The following is a 19702-nucleotide window of genomic DNA, read 5'->3' on the forward strand; positions in this document are numbered from 1 at the left end:
AGAAAAGAGACAAATAGGGACGGTTACCTCTTATCATTTTTCAGTTAATAGAATAGTTATTCCTGAACAAAAGAAAAAAGTAAGAAATCACTAGTTCTCACTGGACAATGTCCAAGTTGTTTAACAAAAACTAATTTCTATATGTAAGAATAATTTATACTATATTAAGCTCTCTCTTATTAGAATGAAGTAGTTGTTTTGACCTCGTGCTCGACTTGCTCCTACTTGTATTGTTAAAAAACGCAAGATTTGTAGATTTAATATTTGAAAGATATAAAATATTGGCTTATAATGGTAACAATTCAGTAATGAAGGTGTCTTGCAAAATTGGTTGCAAGAGAGATAAGTTTCAACTTGTCAAGCTGAATCAACTTCAGAACTTGTACAATTAACCAGACTGCTACAATGAGTGTAATTAACATTTGCACCTCTGAGAGGTCTACTAAACTTATCACAGTTATAATCAACTCCTTAGTTATATTATAATTGAATTGTTTTATGAACCAGTGGTCAACGGGCCATTCAAACTTCTATTGAATCCCAAAAACGTATGCTAGGAGGTTTTCTGTTATGAAACAGAGTAATAGACCACAACAATTACATAACCTCCCTAGCTCTTCTGAGATCGATTGGTCAAAATATGAATTAAAGCATTACTTACATTTTGACTCTCCAGTACATATAAATCACCTTAAAAAGCACATTCAAGACCCAGATTGGGTTTCAGGACATTCTTTTCTACCCTCAATTCATTTCAATATTATCTTTAATAAATACGTAACGATTTCTAAGGATAAAAAGCTATCCCTAAGTCTGAGAAAAGAAAAGAAGAAAAAGGTACGTCAAATTTTCTATGCTGCTCACAAGGATAGATTTATATATAAATATTATGGAGACCTACTAAATCAAGCCTATAACAATTATGTAAAGGATTACGGCATAGATGAAGTGGCACTTGCTTATCGAAATAATAAATCCGGAAAAAATAATGTTGATTTTACATATGAAGTATTCAATTTTCTATTTTCTCAAGATCAAGCAATAGTGATTTCTATTGATTTCACTAAATTTTTCGACAATATTAATCATGTCGAACTTAAGAAAAATATTAAAACCGTTCTCGGTGTTGATAAACTTTCAAACGATTGGTATAAAGTTTATAAAAATCTTACGCAGTTTACTTTTGTACATAGGTCCGATATAGACAAATTTTTAAAAGATCAATATGGAGTAAAACTACTAAAAGAACTCTTAAGTACTAGGAATCTTACTAAAATAATGAAACCCCGTGAATTCAGGGAGTTTAAAAAGAAACATCTTTATAAGAATAAAAAACCTTATGGTATTCCACAAGGATCTGGTATGAGTGCCGTTTGTTCTAATGTTCATTTAATCAATTTTGATAAAGAGATTAAGGATTGGGCAGAGAGTAAAAATTCACTTTATCGAAGGTATTGTGATGATATGATATTAGTAATACCAACCGAAAACATTTATCCAGAATTATTAGATAATATGAAGAACGATGTCTATAAAATAATTCATAAATATCATTCATCTGGTTTAAAGATACAAGAGGAAAAAACAGAAATCCGTATATACTCAAATGAAAAGATCTATAATGAGGTCGGTAAGAAAAGTACATTAGATTACCTAGGATTTGTTACTGACGGACATCTTGTACGGCTTAGAGAAAAAAGCCTTTTTAAGTACTTTAGTCGTGCATACAGAAAAGCTTCTAGCATGCGACTTGTTGGTTTGGCAACCAAAAGAAAAAGCCCTAGAAAAGAATTATATAAAATTTATACCCATCTTGGTTTCAATTATAAAAATAGAGGTAACTTTATAAGTTACGCGTACAGGGCCCATGAGATAATGTCAAAATTAACAACCAAAAGTCTCATTCGGAAACAAGTGAAACGACATTGGGGTAGGATACATCAGATATTAGAAAAATAGCAGCGCCAAGAGTATGGGGTGCTGTATTCTTGTCCACTAACGATTACTTATCTTAAAGGGCAAATTGAAAGAATCGATGAATTAACTAATGCCGAGTTGGAAAGAGTCGTAACAATCATTAATTCATATAAAGATAAAAATGAGGAAAAATTCAATTAGGTCGATTACTTATAATAAAAAGGTTTCTTCTAAAAAACTTAATTTAGAAGAAACCTTTTCTTGTTCCGTGAAACAAGATATATTTGGGTCGTGCCTGGCACCATCATAGCATCATTATTATTCACTTTTAGCATACTTTACTTTTCGGTTTACCCTATTATTCATTAAAACTCTTAAGTACAATATTGAAAATATAATCGTAAAAATGAAGAATGATACACCTGATACGAATGAGATGAATACATGATTGAGAGTAAAACTGAAAACTAGTGAAAATAACACAACTCCAATTAAATGACCAAAAACTATGGCAATACATGACCAAATGGCTACTTCCCTACTCCAAATACTTACTATTTTACGATTATCCCATCCAATGGTTGATAATAGTTTTACTTCATCTTTTCGAAACACTGTTAATGTACTTAAAGAATCAACTAACGAAATGACAGCAAAAATGAATACACTTATGATAATTAGGTAATGAAAGTGACTTATTTGGAAATATACATGACTGCCAAGATAGGTTGTCGTTGTTTGCTCCATCGTAGTTTGAAGAGACAGAAAATGCGGCCAGACCCCCAGTACGTTAAGTTTTACTGAACTGGGGGACTGGCCCCACTTTTCGCCGTATTTGTAAATGCTTTAACCTCTACCCGTGAACAACATATCCGTCTCCGCGTTCACTAAAGAATCAAGAAACTTGGAATTAATTTCTTTTTTATAGGGAAATTTAAGCTTTGGGGATATGTTGAGGCCCATCATACGGAAAGGGAGTACATCGGAATGGTTAATAAAGATCTTAAAAAAGGTGAAAAGGGAGCATGGATTAGTATAGGAACCTACATTTTCTTGGCGTCGGTGAAGCTAGTGGTTGGTTATACAGGGGAGTCGAGTGCATTAAGAGCTGATGGTTTAAATAATTTAACTGATGTGGTAGCTTCCGTTGCTGTTTTAATTGGGCTTAAAATTGCGCAAAAACCTGCTGATGAAAACCATAAATATGGACATTCAAGAGCTGAGACGATTGCATCCTTGCTTGCTGGAATCATTATTTTTACCGTAGGTTTACAAGTTGTTATTACCTCCGTCCAACTATTCTTCAACCCTATATCGACTAAACCAAATATACTTGCCGCTTTTATTGGTCTTTTTAGTGCGGTAATCATGTTCTTTGTTTACCGGTTTAATAAAAAACTGTCCAAACAAATTGGTAGTAAGGCGTTATATTCAGCCGCACAGGATAATCGTGCAGATGCGCTCGTTAGTTTAGGAACAGTAGTAGGTATTACTGGTGCGTATTTTGGGATTGTATGGCTTGATCCGGTAACGGCTGCCATTGTCGGCATTATTATTTGCTTTACTGCTTGGGGCATTCTTAAAGATACGATTTATGAACTAACAGATGGGTTTGAAGCTAATGAGTTAAATAAGATTGAGGATACCATTAGCACGACACCTGGAGTGAAATTCGTTAAAGAAATAAAAGGAAGATTATCTGGTAATCAACCTCTAGTTGATGCCACTATCTTCGTTGACCCCTCCCTTACCGTTAGTGAAAGCCATGATATATCAGAAGAAATTGAAGCGCGATTATATAGTCTACATAATATTAAACAAGCTCATATTCATATCGAACCATTTTAGCAGTGGACAAGGGGACAGGTTTATTATCCAGGAAAATACTTACAGTTTTAGTTTGCTTCTAGTATTTATTTGGACAATGAATGTCCCTCTGTTCACTATTGGGAAAGCGAATGATTTAAGGGATAAGGAAAATGAACTTTATTCATATAATGTTTTCAGGTCTTAATTATTGCAACTAAACAATTTTCTCGAATCTTTTTCGAAGCTTAATTTTTCTTGTTTAATTATTAAATAGTTTGATAACATCATTAGATGTTAATTCAGGTTTTTCTTTACTGTTTTTAGCTTGAGCGTAAAGCAAAGTTTTACCTTTTATTTCGAAAAATTGAACGTGTAAAGAGAAATCGTCAGGTGAAGGTATAGAAATAGCTGATCTATCTTCCAAAAAGGTTGCAACAAAAATGTGATAGTCGAATAATGGTTTTTCCCCAAATGGTAAATCGTTATTAGTTACAACAATTGCAGAGGCGTATTCTACCTTTACTGTTCCAATCTTATACCAAATCTAAGCGAAAAGCCTTCACAATAATCCCATCATTGGCAGGTTCAAAATCATGCTCCGGTACTCGAACAAATCCGAATTTTTCATATAGCTTTATGGCGTTTCCCATGAACTCTCCAGTATGTAACCCAATGGAAAATAAGCCTTTCCATTTTGTTCGGTTAATACATTCTGTCACTAAAACGGAAGCTACTCCTTTTCCTCGTACAGATGGTGCTACGGCAAGCATTCGTATCTCTGAGTGTTCGAGAGTATCTCCGAATCCTTCATAAGCTTTCAAATTTGGAGGATATAAAACTACACTTCCTACTAATTCTCCATCCATTTCTGCAACGATTATTTCGACGCCATCTTGCATATCAGTTTCGGAGAGGATGGATCTTTTTAATAATTTCCAATGGGCTTCTGGTAGTTTTTTTGCATATTCTTTATAAGCTTCTAAACGCTGTTCACGAATGAATGTTATTTCCGTTGCTTTTGCATTACGGATGTTCATATTTTCCACTCCTTAGCTTTCTATAAGAAACTTTCCATTGCTATCCTCGGCACCTATTAACAAGTTTTAGGTAATGTTGAAAAACTGAACGAGATCCTACTTCTATAATTATTATCTCTGTTAGAAATTGAGTATTATGGTATAGAATCTTAAAACATACAATTAGGCAAGATTATCCACTCTCAATCAAAATGATAGCAAATAAATAATAGGAATTAAGACTGCTAGAATGATGCACGCAATTAAGACAACTCTTTCTCGCTCTTTATATTTCTTTTCCTTTTTTTGTTTCGGTAAGATAATTAGTACACTAAGTCCGATATTCAATATAATCAGTGCGCCAATATACAGAGACTGATTTTCCGTCTCGTATGTCAATTTCAACCATACATATTGAATAACTGAAACAATTATCACAAAAAAAGGTACGAATCGTAGAAGCAATTCTTCTGTTTTCAATGTATCACCCCAAAATCGATACAGGAAAAAATCCCTGGACCTAATAAATATTGGTATTCATTTTTATAGTAAAACTATATGACTGAAGTTTAGAAACTTGCTCTAAATTGCTGGTCATAATACTCCTTAAACTAACTTGACTTCTAATATATCTGATAGAAACTCTAGTTTAGTAGCTTCGTAAACAATCATTAGGGCTCACCTATTTCGGTTAGTTGTTACCTATAATTGTAAAGGATAAATTTAGCATTAACAACGAAATATAAGTTTTAATATGCAATATATGTTAGTTGTTTTTGTAATTAAATGTTATATAATGTTTTATGTTGAAAAATGAAACTGGTTTGTAGGGGGAAACAAAGTGGATTTAGTTCGTAATACTAGGTTCAACTTTTCTGCTAATTTCATAAAGCGAGTGAAAATTGGTTATGAAGTTTTTATGGCCATTCTTGCTCTTGTATCGGTCATTTTTCTATTTAACGAGACAAATCTAGTTAAAATCGTGGACAAAGTAATTTGGCTTATTTTTGTACTAGATGTGAGCTATCGTTTTTTCACTTCAAAAAACAAGATCCAATACTTAAAGAAAAACCCACTAGATATCATAGCTATTATTCCATTAGACAGCATTTTCCGTCTTGCAAGGTTAGCACGTTTAGTTAGGTTAGCTAGAACTCTAGTAATCTTCAAACATTACACTGGCCACCTTAACGGAATCTTAAAGACAAATAGTCTTGATAAAGTATTAATCTTCTTGGTTCTCGTAATCTTTACAACCTCAATACCGATTCGATACCTTGAACCTTCCATCACTACTTACACTGACGCAGTATGGTGGGCAATTGTAACAGCAACAACTGTTGGTTATGGTGACATTTCGCCGGAAACGATAGTTGGAAGACTTATTGCTGTGTTCTTGATGGTATTTGGTATTGGATTGCTAGGACTAGTAACTAGCTCGGTAGCTACTTATTTTCTAAAAAATACAGAAAAAGAAGAAGATACAACCGTTACTTACCTTAAGACACAGCTTGATCGAATTGAGGATCTAAGTGAGGAAGAGATTGATAGGATGATAGTTGTTTTAAATACTTATAAGAAGTCTTCCTAGATAGATTATCTTGGCTCACTTGTGGCAAGGACTGCACACGAAAATCTCCAATTATTTTTCTAAAATTACTATTTAAAATGTTAAATTCACCTTCAAGCGTATAGACGACTTATACTTAGCTATTCGACATTTTCTTTAATCAAACGTTTGTTTAAAAAAATATATACTGATATATATTCGGGACAGGCTCACAGTACGTTAAAGTTTTACTAAACTGGGGACTGGCCCACTAGCGGTTTGTCCCGCAATTAGCACACTTTTTCCACTCTTTATAAATACAACTCTCTAAATCTCTTTTGCTTTCCATTTGGTGACAGTTCGTATATTTTGCCACCCTTCTCTTTCCTCCGTTCTTTTACTACGGACCTCGGACCTCAAATAGATCCAGTTTCACTATTTCATGCATTTTGAGCCAGTAAAGAAAAAACTATGTGAATTAGAAGCCTATAATTATACATTTTCCTTCCTAGAAGGATATACTTAAGTTAGTGTTTCATAGGCTTAACGTATGATGAAATGGACGAGATGCAATACAATGCAGAAAAATGACGAACCGTTCAAACTTTAGTGGACATGTACGGGGACAGGTTTTTATTATTTTTAGCGTTAGGTCTTTCTGAATTTGCCTTTTTAAAAAAACATAATAAGTAGTGGCAGAGGATCCTTTACCTTTGTCCACGTATAGGAGTTTTGATTATGCAATTATTAATATTTTTTTCCTTTCTATTAATCTATTTGGCACTCAATTTTTATGTAGCCTATAATGGCTGGGTTTGGTTGAAGAGATCCTTTAACTTTCGGTTTAAGAAAACATATTTTCTCGTAATGTTTGTCATTTCTTTTTCCTTTTTCTTAACTGAAATGTTCACCATTCCAGGTTTCCGATGGGTTGGTTACATCTGGCTAGTAATGTTCGGCTATAGTTTACTACTTTTCCCTTTATTAAATTTAATTTATTTTCTAAATAAAAAAAGAGGCATTAAATGGTTCGGTTTTTCCGCCATTGCTTTTTATTTATTTATTTTCACTTATGGTTCCTACAACATGTGGAGCCCTGTCGTTGTCACATATGACATTGAAATCGAGAAAGAATCTGAATTAGATGAACTGAAAATTTTATTAGTATCAGACATCCATATAAACGAAACGATTGGTCCTAAATCTATTAATCGTTTAATCAACCTCTCCAATGAAGTAGGACCAGATATCATTTTCCTAGCTGGCGACGTTATAGATAATAGTATTGAACCTTACTACAAACATAACTTAAGTGAAATCATGTCCGGATTAACCGCACCAATGGGAGTGTATGCGGTACTAGGCAATCATGAATATTACGGGAATGATATTCCTATTTTCATAAAAGAAATGAACCAAATTAATATTGAAGTTTTAGTAGATGAGATTACTAGTATTGACGACCTCTTTTATGTTGTTGGGAGAAAAGATTACTCAGACCGTGTACGCGCAAGCATTCACGAACTTACTAATGAGCTAGATCCTACTAAACCAATTTTTTTAATTGATCACCAGCCAAGAGAGTTTAGTGAAATAAGCGCTGCCGGAGTCGATTTAATGGTATCTGGCCACACACATAAAGGCCAGCTATTTCCAGCCAATTTCATTACGAACGCTATGTATGAAAATCATCATGGACTTTTACAAGTAGACCAACTTCACACGATTGTATCTTCTGGTTTCGGAATATGGGGACCACCATTCCGAATTGGAAGTAGATCAGAAGTGATGGAGATAAATGTACGGTTTGTGAATTAGTTTTACGCTGGACGGGGAATCATTCTGAGGAAACTTTTTGATGCCTCTGCTAGTTCATTTGCGGCGAGGTCTTCTTTAAAAATCGCAAATAATTTTTCCGATATAACTACTTAAAATGTTAAATTCACCTCCAAACGTATAGACCACTTATACTTAGCTGTTCTTCACTTTCTTTAATCAAACGTTTGTTTAAAAATATATATTCTGATATAAATATGGGCCAGACCCTCCGTCACTAAAAGTTTTCGTGTGTGTGGAGAGCTGGCCCTTATTTGGGAGCCTCCGCTTCAACACATGTATTAAAAAACTCAACATTTTCTTGTTTCGGTTTTTTTGCAGTACAGGAAGGAAGACAATATATATCAGTCGTTTTTACTGCCGTATAAATTACCTCTTTATATTTAAAGTTTGAGTTATTCAGCATATCGTTCTTCAGTTCGATTTTTATATCATTCATTAATAACCTCCACCTTCATTCTCCATAAAGCTTTTTTTACTAAGTTAAACACTCCACTTCCTAATATGCAATTATTAACAAAAATGGTATATTACTAGTAAGATAAATTTTCGTAATATTAAGAAAAGGTGGTTGCTATGAAAAAAGTAGTATTTGGCTCATTAGTAGTTTTATTATTAGTGTATGGTTTTGTAATTTACTCCTATGCGCAGCCGGGTTACCTAGCTGGTGAAACGGAAGAATGGTCTGCATCATACGTTTCTGAACAGTCGGCAAAAGACATATGGAGAGGTGATTTTACCTGGGAGAAAAAGAGTGGAATTATTACAAAATATGAATTTAAGAAGAATGGACAAACAATCACAAACCTCGTGGAAAATGCAGTAATTGATATGGCATCTACAGAAAAATACTCCTTTGCGTCTTTAGGGGAACCGCCTGTAAAGGGGGAAAACTATGAATTAGTCATAACATGGGCTTTTGAGGGGCAAGAGAAAGTGGAAACAGTCCAACTAGATTATCAAAACAGGTACTTTGTTGCTCCAAGGTTCATTTATAGTTTTAGTAATAACTAATGTATTAAAAAGAAGGACTCTCTTTTCTAGACAAGGGGAGTCCTTTGTAAAAATTACTATTTTTTTAAGAATAGGTCATGTGTATATGGAGCAGATCTAAGATTCTAATTTGAAAAGGTGGAGTAGAAAATGCATATAAATTTTCTGTTGACTAGCATTCTGTTACTAGTTATTGTTGTTACCTTACTTATACTAATTAAGGGAAGAAACAAACTAATATCTTCAATACTAGGTGTTAGTATTACTATCTCTGGTTGCTCTCTATTAATATATTATGCTGTCACAGAAAATCCTGATCCTGGTTATACGCTCTATTCTACTTTCATAATAATTTCAGGGTTGTTAATAAACGTGGTTAGTTTTCTATTTAGTAAGCAAAGTGAAAATTATAGATAACATGGGCAACAGGACAGGTTCAGTGCTAATTATTTATAGAAAAACGGTTAGCCTCTGCTTTTTAGAGTCCTTTTGAATTAAGGGTAGCTTTATTTTAAAAGGATACTTTTTAGTAACCAGTCACTAATAATTACCAATATTTTCTTGTGGAGTATAGTGCCAGACCCCCGCTACGCTAATTTTTTAACGAACTGGGAGTCTAATAGACAATGGGACAGGTTTAATGTCCAGGAAAATACTTACAGTTTTAGTTTGCTTCCAGTATTTATTTGGACAATGAATGTCCCTCTGTCCACTATTGGGAAAGCGAATGATTTAAGGGATAAGGAAAATGAACTTTATTCATATAATGTTTTCAGGTCTTAATTATTGCGCAACTAAACAATTTTCTCGAATCTTTTTTCGAAACATAATTCTTCTTATTTAATTATTAAATAGTTTGATAACATCATTAGATGTTAATTCGGGTTTTTCTTTACTGTTTTTAGCTTGAGCATAAAGCAAAGTTTTACCTTTTATTTCGAAAGATTGAACTTGTAAAGAGAAATCATCAGGTGAAGGTATAGAAATAGCTGATTTATCTTCCAAAAAGGTTGCAACAAATATGTGATAGTCGAATAATGGTTTTTCCCCAAATGGTAAATCATTATTAGTCACAACAATTGCAGAGGCGTATTCATGGGAACTTGGACTAGATAAATATGTTCCTGTTGCAAAATTACTCCACATCCATAATTTATTCCTTTTAGCAGTTAGAACACCTAAATTTTCTCCATCAGTTAACAATAATACTTTTACTAATGGTCCATCATTTTGTGTGATTTCTTCACTATGTATAATATTCTTAGTTGAGAAGCCATAATCATGCAAAAAAGAAGATAAGCTAAAATTATAATAATAACCGATTGAAATAATGGTACATATCAATCCAATAAAAAGGATTTTTTTATATCTTTTCACCTTACACACCTCCATTTACTGTTCCAATCTTATACCAAATCTTAGCGAAAAGCCTTCACAACAATCCCATCATTGGCAGGTTCAAAATCATGCTCCGGTACTCGAACAAACTCGAATTTTTCATATAGCTTTATGGCGTTTCCCATGAACTCTCCAGTATGTAGGCCAATGGAAAATAAGCCTTTCCATCCTGTTCGGTTAATACATTCTGCCACTAAAACGGAAGCTACTCCTTTTCCTCGTAAAGATGGTGCTACGGCAAGCATTCGTAGCTCTGAGTGTTCGAGAGCATCTCCATATCCTTCATAAGCTTTCAAATTTGGAGGAAATAAAACTACACTTCCTACTAATTTTCCATCCATTTCTGCAACTATTATTTCGACGCCATCTTGCATATCAGTTTCGGAGAGGATGGATCTTTTTAATAATTTCCAATGGGCTTCTGGTAGTTTTTTTGCATATTCTTTATAAGCTTCTAAACGCTGTTCACGAATGAATGTTATTTCCGTTGCTTTTGCATTACGGATGTTCATATTTTCCACTCCTTAGCTTTCTATAAGAAACTTTCCATTGCTATCCTCGGCACCTATTAACAAGTTTTAGGTAATGTTTTAGATGGCGGATTTGTTCCTGACTTTTTCCAATATCCTGCATAGACATCTGTGTTGTGCGCAACACTACTAATTGAAAAACCTAACATAGCACTAATAAAAACAGCTAAGAATAAAATTTTTTTCAAGTTTCTCTTCCCCTTTACTAGTAAAGTTTTCTGAATATTTGATTCCTAGTTGCGAGATGTTTCATTGCGCTACAAGCAACTACATTAACTTCTCTCAACATTATTTTATTAATTAAATTAATCTTCTATTGGTAATTGGTGGATTACTTCATATAAACCATCTTTTTGATAATCCCAATAACGACTAATAACACCTGATGTTACGGAATCATTAAAATAACCTAATTCATACACTAGTTCTCCATTACTAATAAAAAATAATTTATAATCAGGATTTCCTAGCTCTACCGCTTTTGTGGAACGATTATCAGAAGAAGATAGTTCTTTTATTAGATCATTAATAAAATCTTGGTCCGTGACTATAGCAACATGTTCATTACTTAACCAATCTACTACCTCTATTTCTGTAATTGTATGATCAATGTTAAAATTACTTATTTTTATTACAGGGTCTTCTTGAACCGTTTGACATGCTACAAATAAAGGCACTACAAAGAATATGATGCATACTAGTTTTCTCACTAAATCCCCTCCGACTTTCTCTACTGTAAAATATTAAAATGATTATAATAACTACAAAAACAATACCATAAATTAGTAATAACGTACCGCTAAATTCCTATAATAATATTACATTTTTGCTAGATAGGAGTTTTATAAGGAATGGGAGCCTTTAGGGTAAACCTCACCTTTTACTATGTCCCAATAGCATTTAATGGTAGAAATTACTGTAAAAGTGCCCAGTACACAATATATTAGAATCACCATAAACTTTAGCGAGCATACCAGTTTAAAATCCTTCTAGTGATAGTGTACCAAGTCCTAGTATCATTATTACTCCGTATACACTACCAAAAATGTGAACTTTGGGGTAATTTAGATTTAACTAAGATGTGGTTACCGAGTTAGACGAACGAGGACGGGGTTACATTTCTCATTTGAGAAGAATGAGAAATGTAACCCCGTCCCTAATTTAACTAATCACGTTTTTATATACTTCCTAATAGTTTACCCTGTCATTTTAAACACCAAGACTAAAGTTAAAGACATCTTCACTACCTCCACTTGTACCAAATTATATAAAAATAACCTAACTCCTATTGCGTTAAAGTTTTACAGTAATTTGGATACTAGTCCTATGGCCGGATCGTACCTACACCTTCATTTTACTCACATCTAGCATACTTCACCCTTCTTACCCTATTATTCATCAATAATCTTAAGTACAATATTGAAAATACCATCGTAAAGCTAAAAAAGGACACACTAGATACGAATGAAATTAATAAATGATGAATAGTAAAATTGAATACCAGTGTAAATAAAATTACTCCCATTATATGTCCAAAAATTATTGCTATACCTGACCATATGGCTACTTCTCTACTCCAACTACTTACTATTTTACGATCATTCCAACCAATGGTTGATAACAATTTCACCTCATCTTTTCTAAACACTGTCAATGTACTTAAAGAATCAACTAACGAAATGAGAGCAAAAATGAATACACTTATAATAATTAGATAGTGAAAGTGACTAATTTGAAAATATACATATTTACCAAGATAGGTTGTCGTTGTTTGCTCCATCGTAGTTTGAAGAGACAGATAGACAAAGATTGATAGTGTACTTACTAATGCAAATTGGATAAACGTTGAAACTAAAAGTGATTGAAAGTATAGAATACTCTTAAGTGGAAAAGGTAATATTTTTCCCTTCAGAGTGTTCTTGATCAGATTGCTAGTACGAATTGGCTCTGTCGTATGGTCCCTCGTATTTCTAACTGTTAGGAAAACAATAAGAACATAACAAAGAACCGTTAATAATAAATGATAAAAAATGACTTGTCTGCTAGTTTCTAATAGAAAAACCAAGATACTATTTGAAACAATATAGGATAAAACAAGTAAAATACTTAACTCTGTAAATAAAAGTTGTTTTACTTTTTTGCTATCCCAACCAAATTGATGTAATAGAGCTATTTCTTCTTTTTTCATTAATAAGTAGAAATTAATTCTGTTAACTAAGTAAATGAACGCAGTTATGGAGAACAGAATCATTAATAGAATCGTCGTTCCGCTCCAGTTTTCACTAATAGAAGCTGCTGCTCCTAACGTAGTCCACGGTTGGATGACGGTACCAACCCCCTCCACCATAACGGGTACCTCTTTATAGGAAGAACCAGCAACAACGTCCACTTCGAAACCAAGTTCCAGCAAGCGTGTGGCAACTTCTTCTATTTTTACTTTTGCTGCCTTATTATATTCTATTATCCCCGCAATCCTAACCCTTATCGCGTCAATAGGTTGGTCCCCTTTAATGAGTTGTGCATCTTGTAAAGTGATGACTCCGTGAGCAGGTGAAGAGACAAAGCTTCCAGGATAAATGGTTGAAGTTAGCTCTTTCGGAGGTGCCACTTCCGTACCATTAGAATCTTTAATAAGCTCAACTGGCGCTAATTGATAGATACCTAATGGACTGGAAGATAAGTCGGCTTCAAATTCTTTTATGGTGTATTCTCCAGTTGGATGAAACACAAATGGAATCTCGTAACCAAGTTCAGCGAAAGTCCCTCCAGATTTATTTATTTCTCTATAAACTGGCACTCCATTTTCGTTACCTTTTTTTGTTACATATAGATTACTTTGAGTGAGTTCATAATGAATGGGTGAAATAGAATAGAAGGTAACGTTCCCTTTATCGCCATGATAGTTATCGTAATCATCATTAATAGATAGGTCTTCGTTAAGTTGAAATGTTTTATATTGAAACGGCTTTACTTCATCATTAAAATATTTTTTAAATGTGCTTTCATCTAGGTGAGGGTATTGCAGAAGCATTTGATGCATCTTTTCTATTTTTTCATATTCAAGTGTATAAAATGATTCACCTTCTGCTAATCCTAATTCTTTTTTCCATTCCTCTGTTTGTACCTTCGTTATGTCTAAAGTCTCCCACTCTAATTCTGCTCCGAGCGGCACTTGTGGATCGGTAAGGTTCATCACATTAATGATCGGAGTCTCACCAGCAAACTCATAAAATTGCTTTTGAGCGCTATCTAAGTCATCTAGTAAACTAGCGAATGCTATACCTGTTAACTCCTCCTCACTTATCGGATCTATTCCAACTAACAAATGAAATGTATTCGGCAACAAGAAAGTAGGTGGTGCCTCATCACTAAACCTTGCATTTCCACTAGAAAACGCAAAGAACGGAGGGGTATGTAACGGGATTTCTTCTTGTTCAATTAATGTACCAACATTAGACTCTTCTTCGTTGATTACATATTCATTCACACCATCCCACGTGAAAAATGTGGCAGAAACTCTACTAGATTGGGTAGGCATCCATGTAGCAAAGGATTTGCTTTCACCAGTAAAATAACCGAGGGAGGATACAGGGGCAGCTATTTCGATATCTTCCATTCCCTTAATGATTTCCCACTCATCTAAAGAAATGCCACCATTTCCATAGGATAAGTAATTTTCTTCCACAATTCCGAGCTCTGTTTCCACTAAAGTACGGGCACCTGCAGGCCGTACTAATATATCGTAACTTCCTCTAGCATACTTCGTAATATCATCCTCAATCTTCACCATTGTTTCTTTGAGTGTTGTAATAGATAGAGGTATAATCGTCGTAATTAAAACTACACCAATCATAAAGGAAACCATAATATTTTTTTGATGGATCATTGATTTGAGCAATACTTTTATCATACAACAACATCCAATGCTAGCTGTCTATTTTGAAGGAAAAGCTGTTTATCCCCTTTTTTTGCAATTTCTTTATCATGGGTTGCGACAATTAAGGTATGACCAAGTTTATGGATGCTCGAAAAAACATCCATTATTCGATCCCTATTTTCTATATCAAGATTTCCTGTAGGCTCGTCACAAATTAAAATAGCCGGATTATTAATTAAAGCTCTCGCTATTGCTACTCTTTGCTTTTCCCCTCCCGATAATTCACTTGGCAGGTGTTTTAGCCGATGCGACATACCTACTTCTTGTAACAAATCGTTAGCTCGTTCCAGAATAGCTTTGTGCTTTTTATAAGGTAGTAATGGAAAACACACATTGTCTAGAACATTATATTGTGGAAGCAGACGAAAATCTTGGAAGACGAACCCAATTTTTTCTCTTCTTAACTTTTGCAATTGGGCTGGTGTACTTTCCCCCGTTAATACACCATTGATATGAACACTGCCATTTTTAGGAATATCCAATCCTCCTAAACAATTTAATAAGGTAGATTTCCCAGTGCCAGATGCTCCAAGAATACTTGTCCATTCTCCCTTTCTAATCGTGAAAGAAATACTTTCTAACACCGGAATGTAATTGTTTCCCATAAAGTAACCGTGATTTAAATCTGTCACTGTAATCATTCTTCCATCCCCCATTGGTTTAACGATTTACCTCTATTAAAAACTCATCTAAAGTATTTTGTTTTTCATGTAAGTATGGAACAATCTTCAATACTTGAACATAATCCATAGGTTCAAACTTCCCTTGTAAATGAATGGTTTCCACCCACTTATATTCCCCGTCTATAAGGTTTCTCTTAGACCTTATTAAGCTCGCACTTAATTGAATGTATTCCGTCTTTACTTCTACGCCCTCATGATCTATACCAGTTACGGCAAGTGAATAATCCAGCTTGTTCATATCTATTTTTTCTTTATTTACAACTACAAGTTCAGCCTCAACTTTTATGATAGAAGGCGACACCTTTGCCATTATTAATTCAAAATTAGAAAATTGATTGACCATTTTCTTTACGGGCGTAAAAGATATATACTCGCTATCTTGTTCTAACTCAAATTGAAAGGACCAAGTTCTCGTTAAATCTTTCGAACTGTGCATAACCAATTCGATTTTGTTTCCACTCACTTGATTTGGATCTATTTCTATAATGGAAGAATAACTTTTATTCGGCTCTATGTTCCATTTATGTTCTAGAACAGTATTTTGGTTTATAAGCGTTCCATCGATTCTCCAACTAAATTGAATATCTTCTTTCATTTCAGAATTAGACTCTACTTTATAACTTACGGCTAAACGGTTTTTGTCATAGAATGCCTCTTCTAGTGTAACTTTCACATGTTCGTGAGTTGCTGTTAGATTGAACTTTTTTACTTTCCCATCTTTCACCATTTTCACAAGACCAGCATCTCCTGTTTGGAGAAAAATACTGTTGGGCTGCTCTTCCTTTTCGGCTTGATTTTGTTCACTTATAAATACTTGGAGTAAAATACTGACCAATCCAATGACGAAAATAGAGGCTATAGAAACCATCCATCGCTGTTTTTTTCTTTCTTTGTACTTTTTGTTCATTGTAATAGTACTTAAAGATTCTTGAACGGTAGCATTTAGCTTCTCCTTTGGAATCGGTATATCCTCAAACATTTTCTTTATATCTTTTTCTATATCATGCTTCATAAGAATCATCCTTTTCTAATTCTGACCTCATTTGTGCAAGTGTTCTATGTAATTTAGATTTTACGGATCCTTCTGGCTTATTTAGAAAATCTGCTATCTCTTTAATGGAATAATTTTTATAAAATCGTAGTAGTATGATTGTTTTTTGCTCCGTATTTAACCTATCAAAAACTTTTTCGAGATCCATTCTACTCGTAATTTGTTGTTGCATTTTTTCCTCTTTATACATAAAATCCTGTAATTCTACGGTTACTTCACGATTTTGCCTTCTTACAAAATCGATGGATGTATGGATGGTTATTCTAGTAATCCAAGTCGAAAAGTATTTTTTCTCCTTTAAGCTGTAAAAATTTTTATACCCCTTTAATATAGATTCTTGGACAATATCAAGGGAATCATGTTCATTTTTCACATAGGAGTAGGCGATTTTATACAATTTCTCTTGCTCTTTTACGACTAATTTTTCATATGTATGAAGTCCATTTTGTTTAAACAAAGCTAGTAAACTGTGCATCATTATCCTCCCTCACCCTATTAGACAGTAAGGTGACTCATTTCGTTCCAAGAAAAGTTATTTTTTCTTTATTAAATGACAAAAGTAAAGGCCAGACACCAAGGGCGTCTGACCCAGTTAAGTTATTTCACTGATAATCTCACAACCGCTTCTACGTGTGCCGTTTGAGGGAACATGTCTACTGGTTGGATGTAATCAACTTTGTATGTTTTACTCAAAAACTGAATATCCTTCGCCAACGTTGAAGGATTACAAGAAACATACACGACTTTCTTCGGCTTCACCTGCAAAATAGTTTGCAGTAGCTTTTCATCACACCCTGTTCTTGGTGGATCGACCACTACCACGTCTGGTTTCCAACCTTCTTTTACCCATTTTGGCATCCATTTTTCGGCTTTGCCTGCTACGTAGAGCATGTTGTCGTAGCCGTGGCGTTTGGCATTCTTGTTTGCGTCTTCGATGGATTCAGGAATAACGTCCATGCCGCGGACTTCTTTTGCATTTGGCGCGAGCCACAATCCGATTGTTCCAACTCCACAATAAGCATCGACAATTTTTTCTTGCCCTGTTAATGCGGCTGCTTTTTTTACTTCGTCATATAATTTCACTGTTTGAACAGGGTTTAACTGGAAGAATGCACGGGCACTTAGTTCGAATGAAATATCGCCTAATGTCTCTTGAATGACCTGTTCACCACTTAGATGAATAATCTCTTCACCAAAAATAAGAGATGTTTTTTGGCCATTTATGTTTTGGATGATGCTTTTCACTTTTGGTAAGCGCTTATTAATTTCTTCTACTAGAAGTTCTTTTTTTGGCAATTCTTTTTTCGCTGTAATGAGAACGACTTGAATTTCGCCAGTTTGAAATCCAACGCGTGTCATGATGGTGCGCACAAGGCCTTTGCCGGTGCGTTCATTATATATAGGAACATTCAAATCTTGCAGAGTTTGTTTTACCGTGTTCGTTACATCGGTTGTGTCTTGGTGTTGGACTGCACATTCGGAAATGTTGATTAAACGATGTGAACCTTCTCCGTAAAGACCTGCGATGACTTTCTCTTTTTGTAAGCCAACTTGGAATTGACTCTTGTTGCGGTAATGCCACGGATCTTCCATGCCGATCGTTTGTCTAATATCTAGTTTAGAGATATTTAGTTTTGTGTGGCGTTCTAGCGATTGAATGACGATATCGCGTTTCATGTTCAGTTGCTCATTGTAATCTAAGTGTTGTAGTTGGCAGCCTCCGCATTGTTCGTACACTGGACAAGGTGGTTCCACTCGATGCGCGGACTTTTTACGGATACGCTTTACTTTTGCCTCTGCGAAGTTGCGCTGAATGTTCGTTGCTTCTGCAACTACTTCTTCACCTGGTAATGCTCCTTTTACAAAGACGACGGACTTTTTAAAATAGCCTACACCTTCTCCATTAATGCCGAGACGTTTAATAGTAAGCGGAAATGTTTGGCCCTTATCTAGTTTTACATTGGATTGTTTGTTGTTGTTTGGGTTTGGCCTTGGTTTACGATTGGCAGTTTTCTCGTTTTTCATATAATCCTCCGAATCTATTCAATGCTTCTCCATAAGTAAAGGGAAGCGTAACTTAAGTATGGTTCCCAGTCTTTTGTCCACTCTAGCATTTCTTCTTGCGTTGGTTTGTTTGGTAAATCAAACAGTTTTTTCAAGGCATTTTGAATACCGATATCTGCTAGCGGGAAAAGATTTGGTCTTCCTAAACCGAACAATAGTAAATTTTGAACTGTCCATGGGCCGATGCCACGGACTTTAATGAGCGTTTTCATTATTTCTTCGTCTGATTTTAGAACAATCTCGTCAAGAGGTAGCTCCCCGCTTGCGATCAATCGAGAAGTATCAATGATATATTCCGCTTTTCGACGGCTGAACTGCATTGAAGTTAAATCCTCGTAATCTAGGGCAGCAATTTTCTCTGGTGTAGGGTAAAACCAGACTCCTTCGTGTTGAAAGCCGAATGTATGGACAAAACGCTCTGTTAAAGTGTGAGCGAATTTTAAGTTTAGTTGTTGATGGATGAAGCATTTTATTAAACAGTTGTATGGTTCATAGTCTAACACAATTGGGGTACCTTCATGCTGTTTGAAAATGGGGGCTAGGTTTGTGTTAGCAAAATGAGCTTGAATTTCGTGAAGGGCTCTGTCCCAATGGAAGGTGCGCTCAATTTTATCTTGAACGTGTTGGGGCAGGATGGCTTCACTAGAGATGACGAATTCTGGGTCTGCGAACGTGCCTATCGCTTTAATCTTCACGAGGAGTGGTGCGTTTTTTTCTAAAAGAGGGACTTTGACCTCTTTGTTTTCCAAACTTACTTCATTTAGTGGATCCATTGCTAGTCGGTTTAATACTTGGTCAAAGTTGTATGGTCCTGTTAGTTTGCGGTTGTAAGTATACATGTTCCGTCCCCCTTTATCTGAACCAATTATAGCGAGTTTTTACGTGTTTGCCAAACGTATGGTCTATAAGGCTCTAGTCG

19 protein-coding genes are annotated in these 19702 nt (G+C 34.7%); 5 read left to right on the forward strand and 14 right to left on the reverse strand.

From position 1 onward, the window contains the following. The first annotated feature begins 570 nt into the window (after positions 1–570). Positions 571–1959 carry a reverse transcriptase domain-containing protein gene (locus CDZ89_RS17725; RefSeq protein WP_100334133.1) on the forward strand — a complete coding sequence of 463 codons (1389 nt, stop codon included), beginning with the start codon at positions 571–573 and terminating at the stop codon, positions 1957–1959. A gap of 276 nt (positions 1960–2235) precedes the next feature. Here the strand turns inward: CDZ89_RS17725 and CDZ89_RS17730 are convergent, their stop codons facing one another. After that, complete coding sequence (locus tag CDZ89_RS17730) at positions 2236–2664, reverse strand: ABC transporter permease family protein (RefSeq protein ID WP_100334134.1); 429 nt, start codon at positions 2662–2664, stop codon at positions 2236–2238. A 240-nt stretch (positions 2665–2904) separates the two neighbouring features. Here CDZ89_RS17730 and CDZ89_RS17735 point away from each other — a divergent pair, with 240 nt between their 5' ends. Further along, positions 2905–3765, forward strand: coding sequence for a cation diffusion facilitator family transporter (locus CDZ89_RS17735; RefSeq protein ID WP_100334135.1), 861 nt, complete (start codon positions 2905–2907; stop codon positions 3763–3765). 494 nt (positions 3766–4259) lie between these two features. Here the strand turns inward: CDZ89_RS17735 and CDZ89_RS17740 are convergent, their stop codons facing one another. Beyond that, positions 4260–4763 carry a GNAT family N-acetyltransferase gene (locus tag CDZ89_RS17740; RefSeq protein ID WP_096155716.1) on the reverse strand — a complete coding sequence of 168 codons (504 nt, stop codon included), beginning with the start codon at positions 4761–4763 and terminating at the stop codon, positions 4260–4262. Between the two features lie 186 nt (positions 4764–4949). Beyond that, complete coding sequence (locus CDZ89_RS17745; RefSeq protein ID WP_096155717.1) at positions 4950–5222, reverse strand: hypothetical protein; 273 nt, start codon at positions 5220–5222, stop codon at positions 4950–4952. Positions 5223–5583: 361 nt separating this feature from the next. Between CDZ89_RS17745 and CDZ89_RS17750 the strand changes: the two genes are divergently transcribed. Both CDZ89_RS17750 and CDZ89_RS17755 read left to right on the forward strand, forming a co-directional pair. After that, the gene (locus tag CDZ89_RS17750) at positions 5584–6333 is read left to right on the forward strand and encodes a potassium channel family protein (protein ID WP_227521551.1); all 750 of its coding nucleotides are present in this window, start codon (positions 5584–5586) and stop codon (positions 6331–6333) included. A gap of 696 nt (positions 6334–7029) precedes the next feature. Then, positions 7030–8109, forward strand: coding sequence for a metallophosphoesterase (locus tag CDZ89_RS17755; protein WP_100334136.1), 1080 nt, complete (start codon positions 7030–7032; stop codon positions 8107–8109). Between the two features lie 268 nt (positions 8110–8377). Here CDZ89_RS17755 and CDZ89_RS17760 read toward each other — a convergent pair whose 3' ends face one another. After that, positions 8378–8566, reverse strand: a complete 189-nt coding sequence (locus CDZ89_RS17760) for an Ada metal-binding domain-containing protein (RefSeq protein ID WP_198508258.1) — start codon at positions 8564–8566, stop codon at positions 8378–8380. 137 nt (positions 8567–8703) lie between these two features. On the opposite strand from CDZ89_RS17760, the gene CDZ89_RS17765 reads away from it, so the two are divergent. Next, positions 8704–9141: a hypothetical protein gene (locus CDZ89_RS17765; RefSeq protein ID WP_100334137.1), complete on the forward strand. Its 438-nt coding sequence runs from the start codon at positions 8704–8706 to the stop codon at positions 9139–9141. Between the two features lie 819 nt (positions 9142–9960). Here CDZ89_RS17765 and CDZ89_RS17775 read toward each other — a convergent pair. From CDZ89_RS17775 to CDZ89_RS17815, 10 genes are all read right to left on the reverse strand, one after another. Next, a complete protein-coding gene (locus CDZ89_RS17775) occupies positions 9961–10497 on the reverse strand; it encodes a hypothetical protein (RefSeq protein WP_100334139.1) in 537 nt (178 codons plus the stop codon). 41 nt (positions 10498–10538) lie between these two features. After that, positions 10539–11030 carry a GNAT family N-acetyltransferase gene (locus CDZ89_RS17780; protein ID WP_100334140.1) on the reverse strand — a complete coding sequence of 164 codons (492 nt, stop codon included), beginning with the start codon at positions 11028–11030 and terminating at the stop codon, positions 10539–10541. A gap of 56 nt (positions 11031–11086) precedes the next feature. Next, positions 11087–11236 carry a hypothetical protein gene (locus tag CDZ89_RS19805; protein ID WP_157842785.1) on the reverse strand — a complete coding sequence of 50 codons (150 nt, stop codon included), beginning with the start codon at positions 11234–11236 and terminating at the stop codon, positions 11087–11089. Between the two features lie 117 nt (positions 11237–11353). Then, on the reverse strand, positions 11354–11758 hold the full coding sequence (locus CDZ89_RS17785; RefSeq protein ID WP_100334141.1) for a hypothetical protein: 405 nt from the start codon (positions 11756–11758) through the stop codon (positions 11354–11356). A gap of 644 nt (positions 11759–12402) precedes the next feature. Next, positions 12403–14958, reverse strand: coding sequence for an ABC transporter permease family protein (locus CDZ89_RS17790; RefSeq protein ID WP_100334142.1), 2556 nt, complete (start codon positions 14956–14958; stop codon positions 12403–12405). After that, complete coding sequence (locus tag CDZ89_RS17795) at positions 14955–15626, reverse strand: ABC transporter ATP-binding protein (protein ID WP_100334143.1); 672 nt, start codon at positions 15624–15626, stop codon at positions 14955–14957. Before CDZ89_RS17795 ends, CDZ89_RS17790 begins: the two co-directional genes overlap by 4 nt. A 19-nt stretch (positions 15627–15645) precedes the next feature. Beyond that, on the reverse strand, positions 15646–16680 hold the full coding sequence (locus CDZ89_RS17800) for a DUF4179 domain-containing protein (protein WP_157842786.1): 1035 nt from the start codon (positions 16678–16680) through the stop codon (positions 15646–15648). Then, complete coding sequence (locus CDZ89_RS17805) at positions 16670–17197, reverse strand: sigma-70 family RNA polymerase sigma factor (RefSeq protein WP_100334145.1); 528 nt, start codon at positions 17195–17197, stop codon at positions 16670–16672. The genes CDZ89_RS17800 and CDZ89_RS17805 overlap by 11 nt, the downstream gene beginning before the upstream one ends. A gap of 119 nt (positions 17198–17316) precedes the next feature. After that, complete coding sequence (rlmD, locus tag CDZ89_RS17810; protein WP_100334146.1) at positions 17317–18744, reverse strand: 23S rRNA (uracil(1939)-C(5))-methyltransferase RlmD; 1428 nt, start codon at positions 18742–18744, stop codon at positions 17317–17319. Positions 18745–18758: 14 nt separating this feature from the next. After that, entirely contained in the window at positions 18759–19622 is an 864-nt protein-coding gene (locus CDZ89_RS17815) for a DNA-3-methyladenine glycosylase family protein (protein WP_100334147.1), read from the reverse strand. Between the last annotated feature and the right edge of the window lie 80 nt (positions 19623–19702).

The sequence above is a fragment of the Bacillus alkalisoli genome, from assembly GCF_002797415.1.
GTDB lineage: Bacteria > Bacillota > Bacilli > Bacillales > Bacillaceae_I > Bacillus_CD > Bacillus_CD alkalisoli.

Bases quoted from the DNA above. Each gene is read 5' to 3' on its own strand.
- CDZ89_RS17755 (WP_100334136.1), top strand. From the start codon at position 7,030: ATGCAATTATTAATATTTTTTTCCTTTCTATTAATCTATTTGGCACTC.
- CDZ89_RS17780 (WP_100334140.1), bottom strand. From the start codon at position 11,030: ATGAACATCCGTAATGCAAAAGCAACGGAAATAACATTCATTCGTGAA.
- CDZ89_RS17790 (WP_100334142.1), bottom strand. From the start codon at position 14,958: ATGATAAAAGTATTGCTCAAATCAATGATCCATCAAAAAAATATTATG.
- CDZ89_RS17805 (WP_100334145.1), bottom strand. From the start codon at position 17,197: ATGATGCACAGTTTACTAGCTTTGTTTAAACAAAATGGACTTCATACA.
- CDZ89_RS17765 (WP_100334137.1), top strand. From the start codon at position 8,704: ATGAAAAAAGTAGTATTTGGCTCATTAGTAGTTTTATTATTAGTGTAT.
- CDZ89_RS17800 (WP_157842786.1), bottom strand. From the start codon at position 16,680: ATGAAGCATGATATAGAAAAAGATATAAAGAAAATGTTTGAGGATATA.
- CDZ89_RS17815 (WP_100334147.1), bottom strand. From the start codon at position 19,622: ATGTATACTTACAACCGCAAACTAACAGGACCATACAACTTTGACCAA.
- CDZ89_RS17795 (WP_100334143.1), bottom strand. From the start codon at position 15,626: ATGATTACAGTGACAGATTTAAATCACGGTTACTTTATGGGAAACAAT.
- CDZ89_RS17760 (WP_198508258.1), bottom strand. From the start codon at position 8,566: ATGAATGATATAAAAATCGAACTGAAGAACGATATGCTGAATAACTCA.
- rlmD (WP_100334146.1), bottom strand. From the start codon at position 18,744: ATGAAAAACGAGAAAACTGCCAATCGTAAACCAAGGCCAAACCCAAAC.
- CDZ89_RS17725 (WP_100334133.1), top strand. From the start codon at position 571: ATGAAACAGAGTAATAGACCACAACAATTACATAACCTCCCTAGCTCT.
- CDZ89_RS17735 (WP_100334135.1), top strand. From the start codon at position 2,905: ATGGTTAATAAAGATCTTAAAAAAGGTGAAAAGGGAGCATGGATTAGT.
- CDZ89_RS17740 (WP_096155716.1), bottom strand. From the start codon at position 4,763: ATGAACATCCGTAATGCAAAAGCAACGGAAATAACATTCATTCGTGAA.
- CDZ89_RS17730 (WP_100334134.1), bottom strand. From the start codon at position 2,664: ATGGAGCAAACAACGACAACCTATCTTGGCAGTCATGTATATTTCCAA.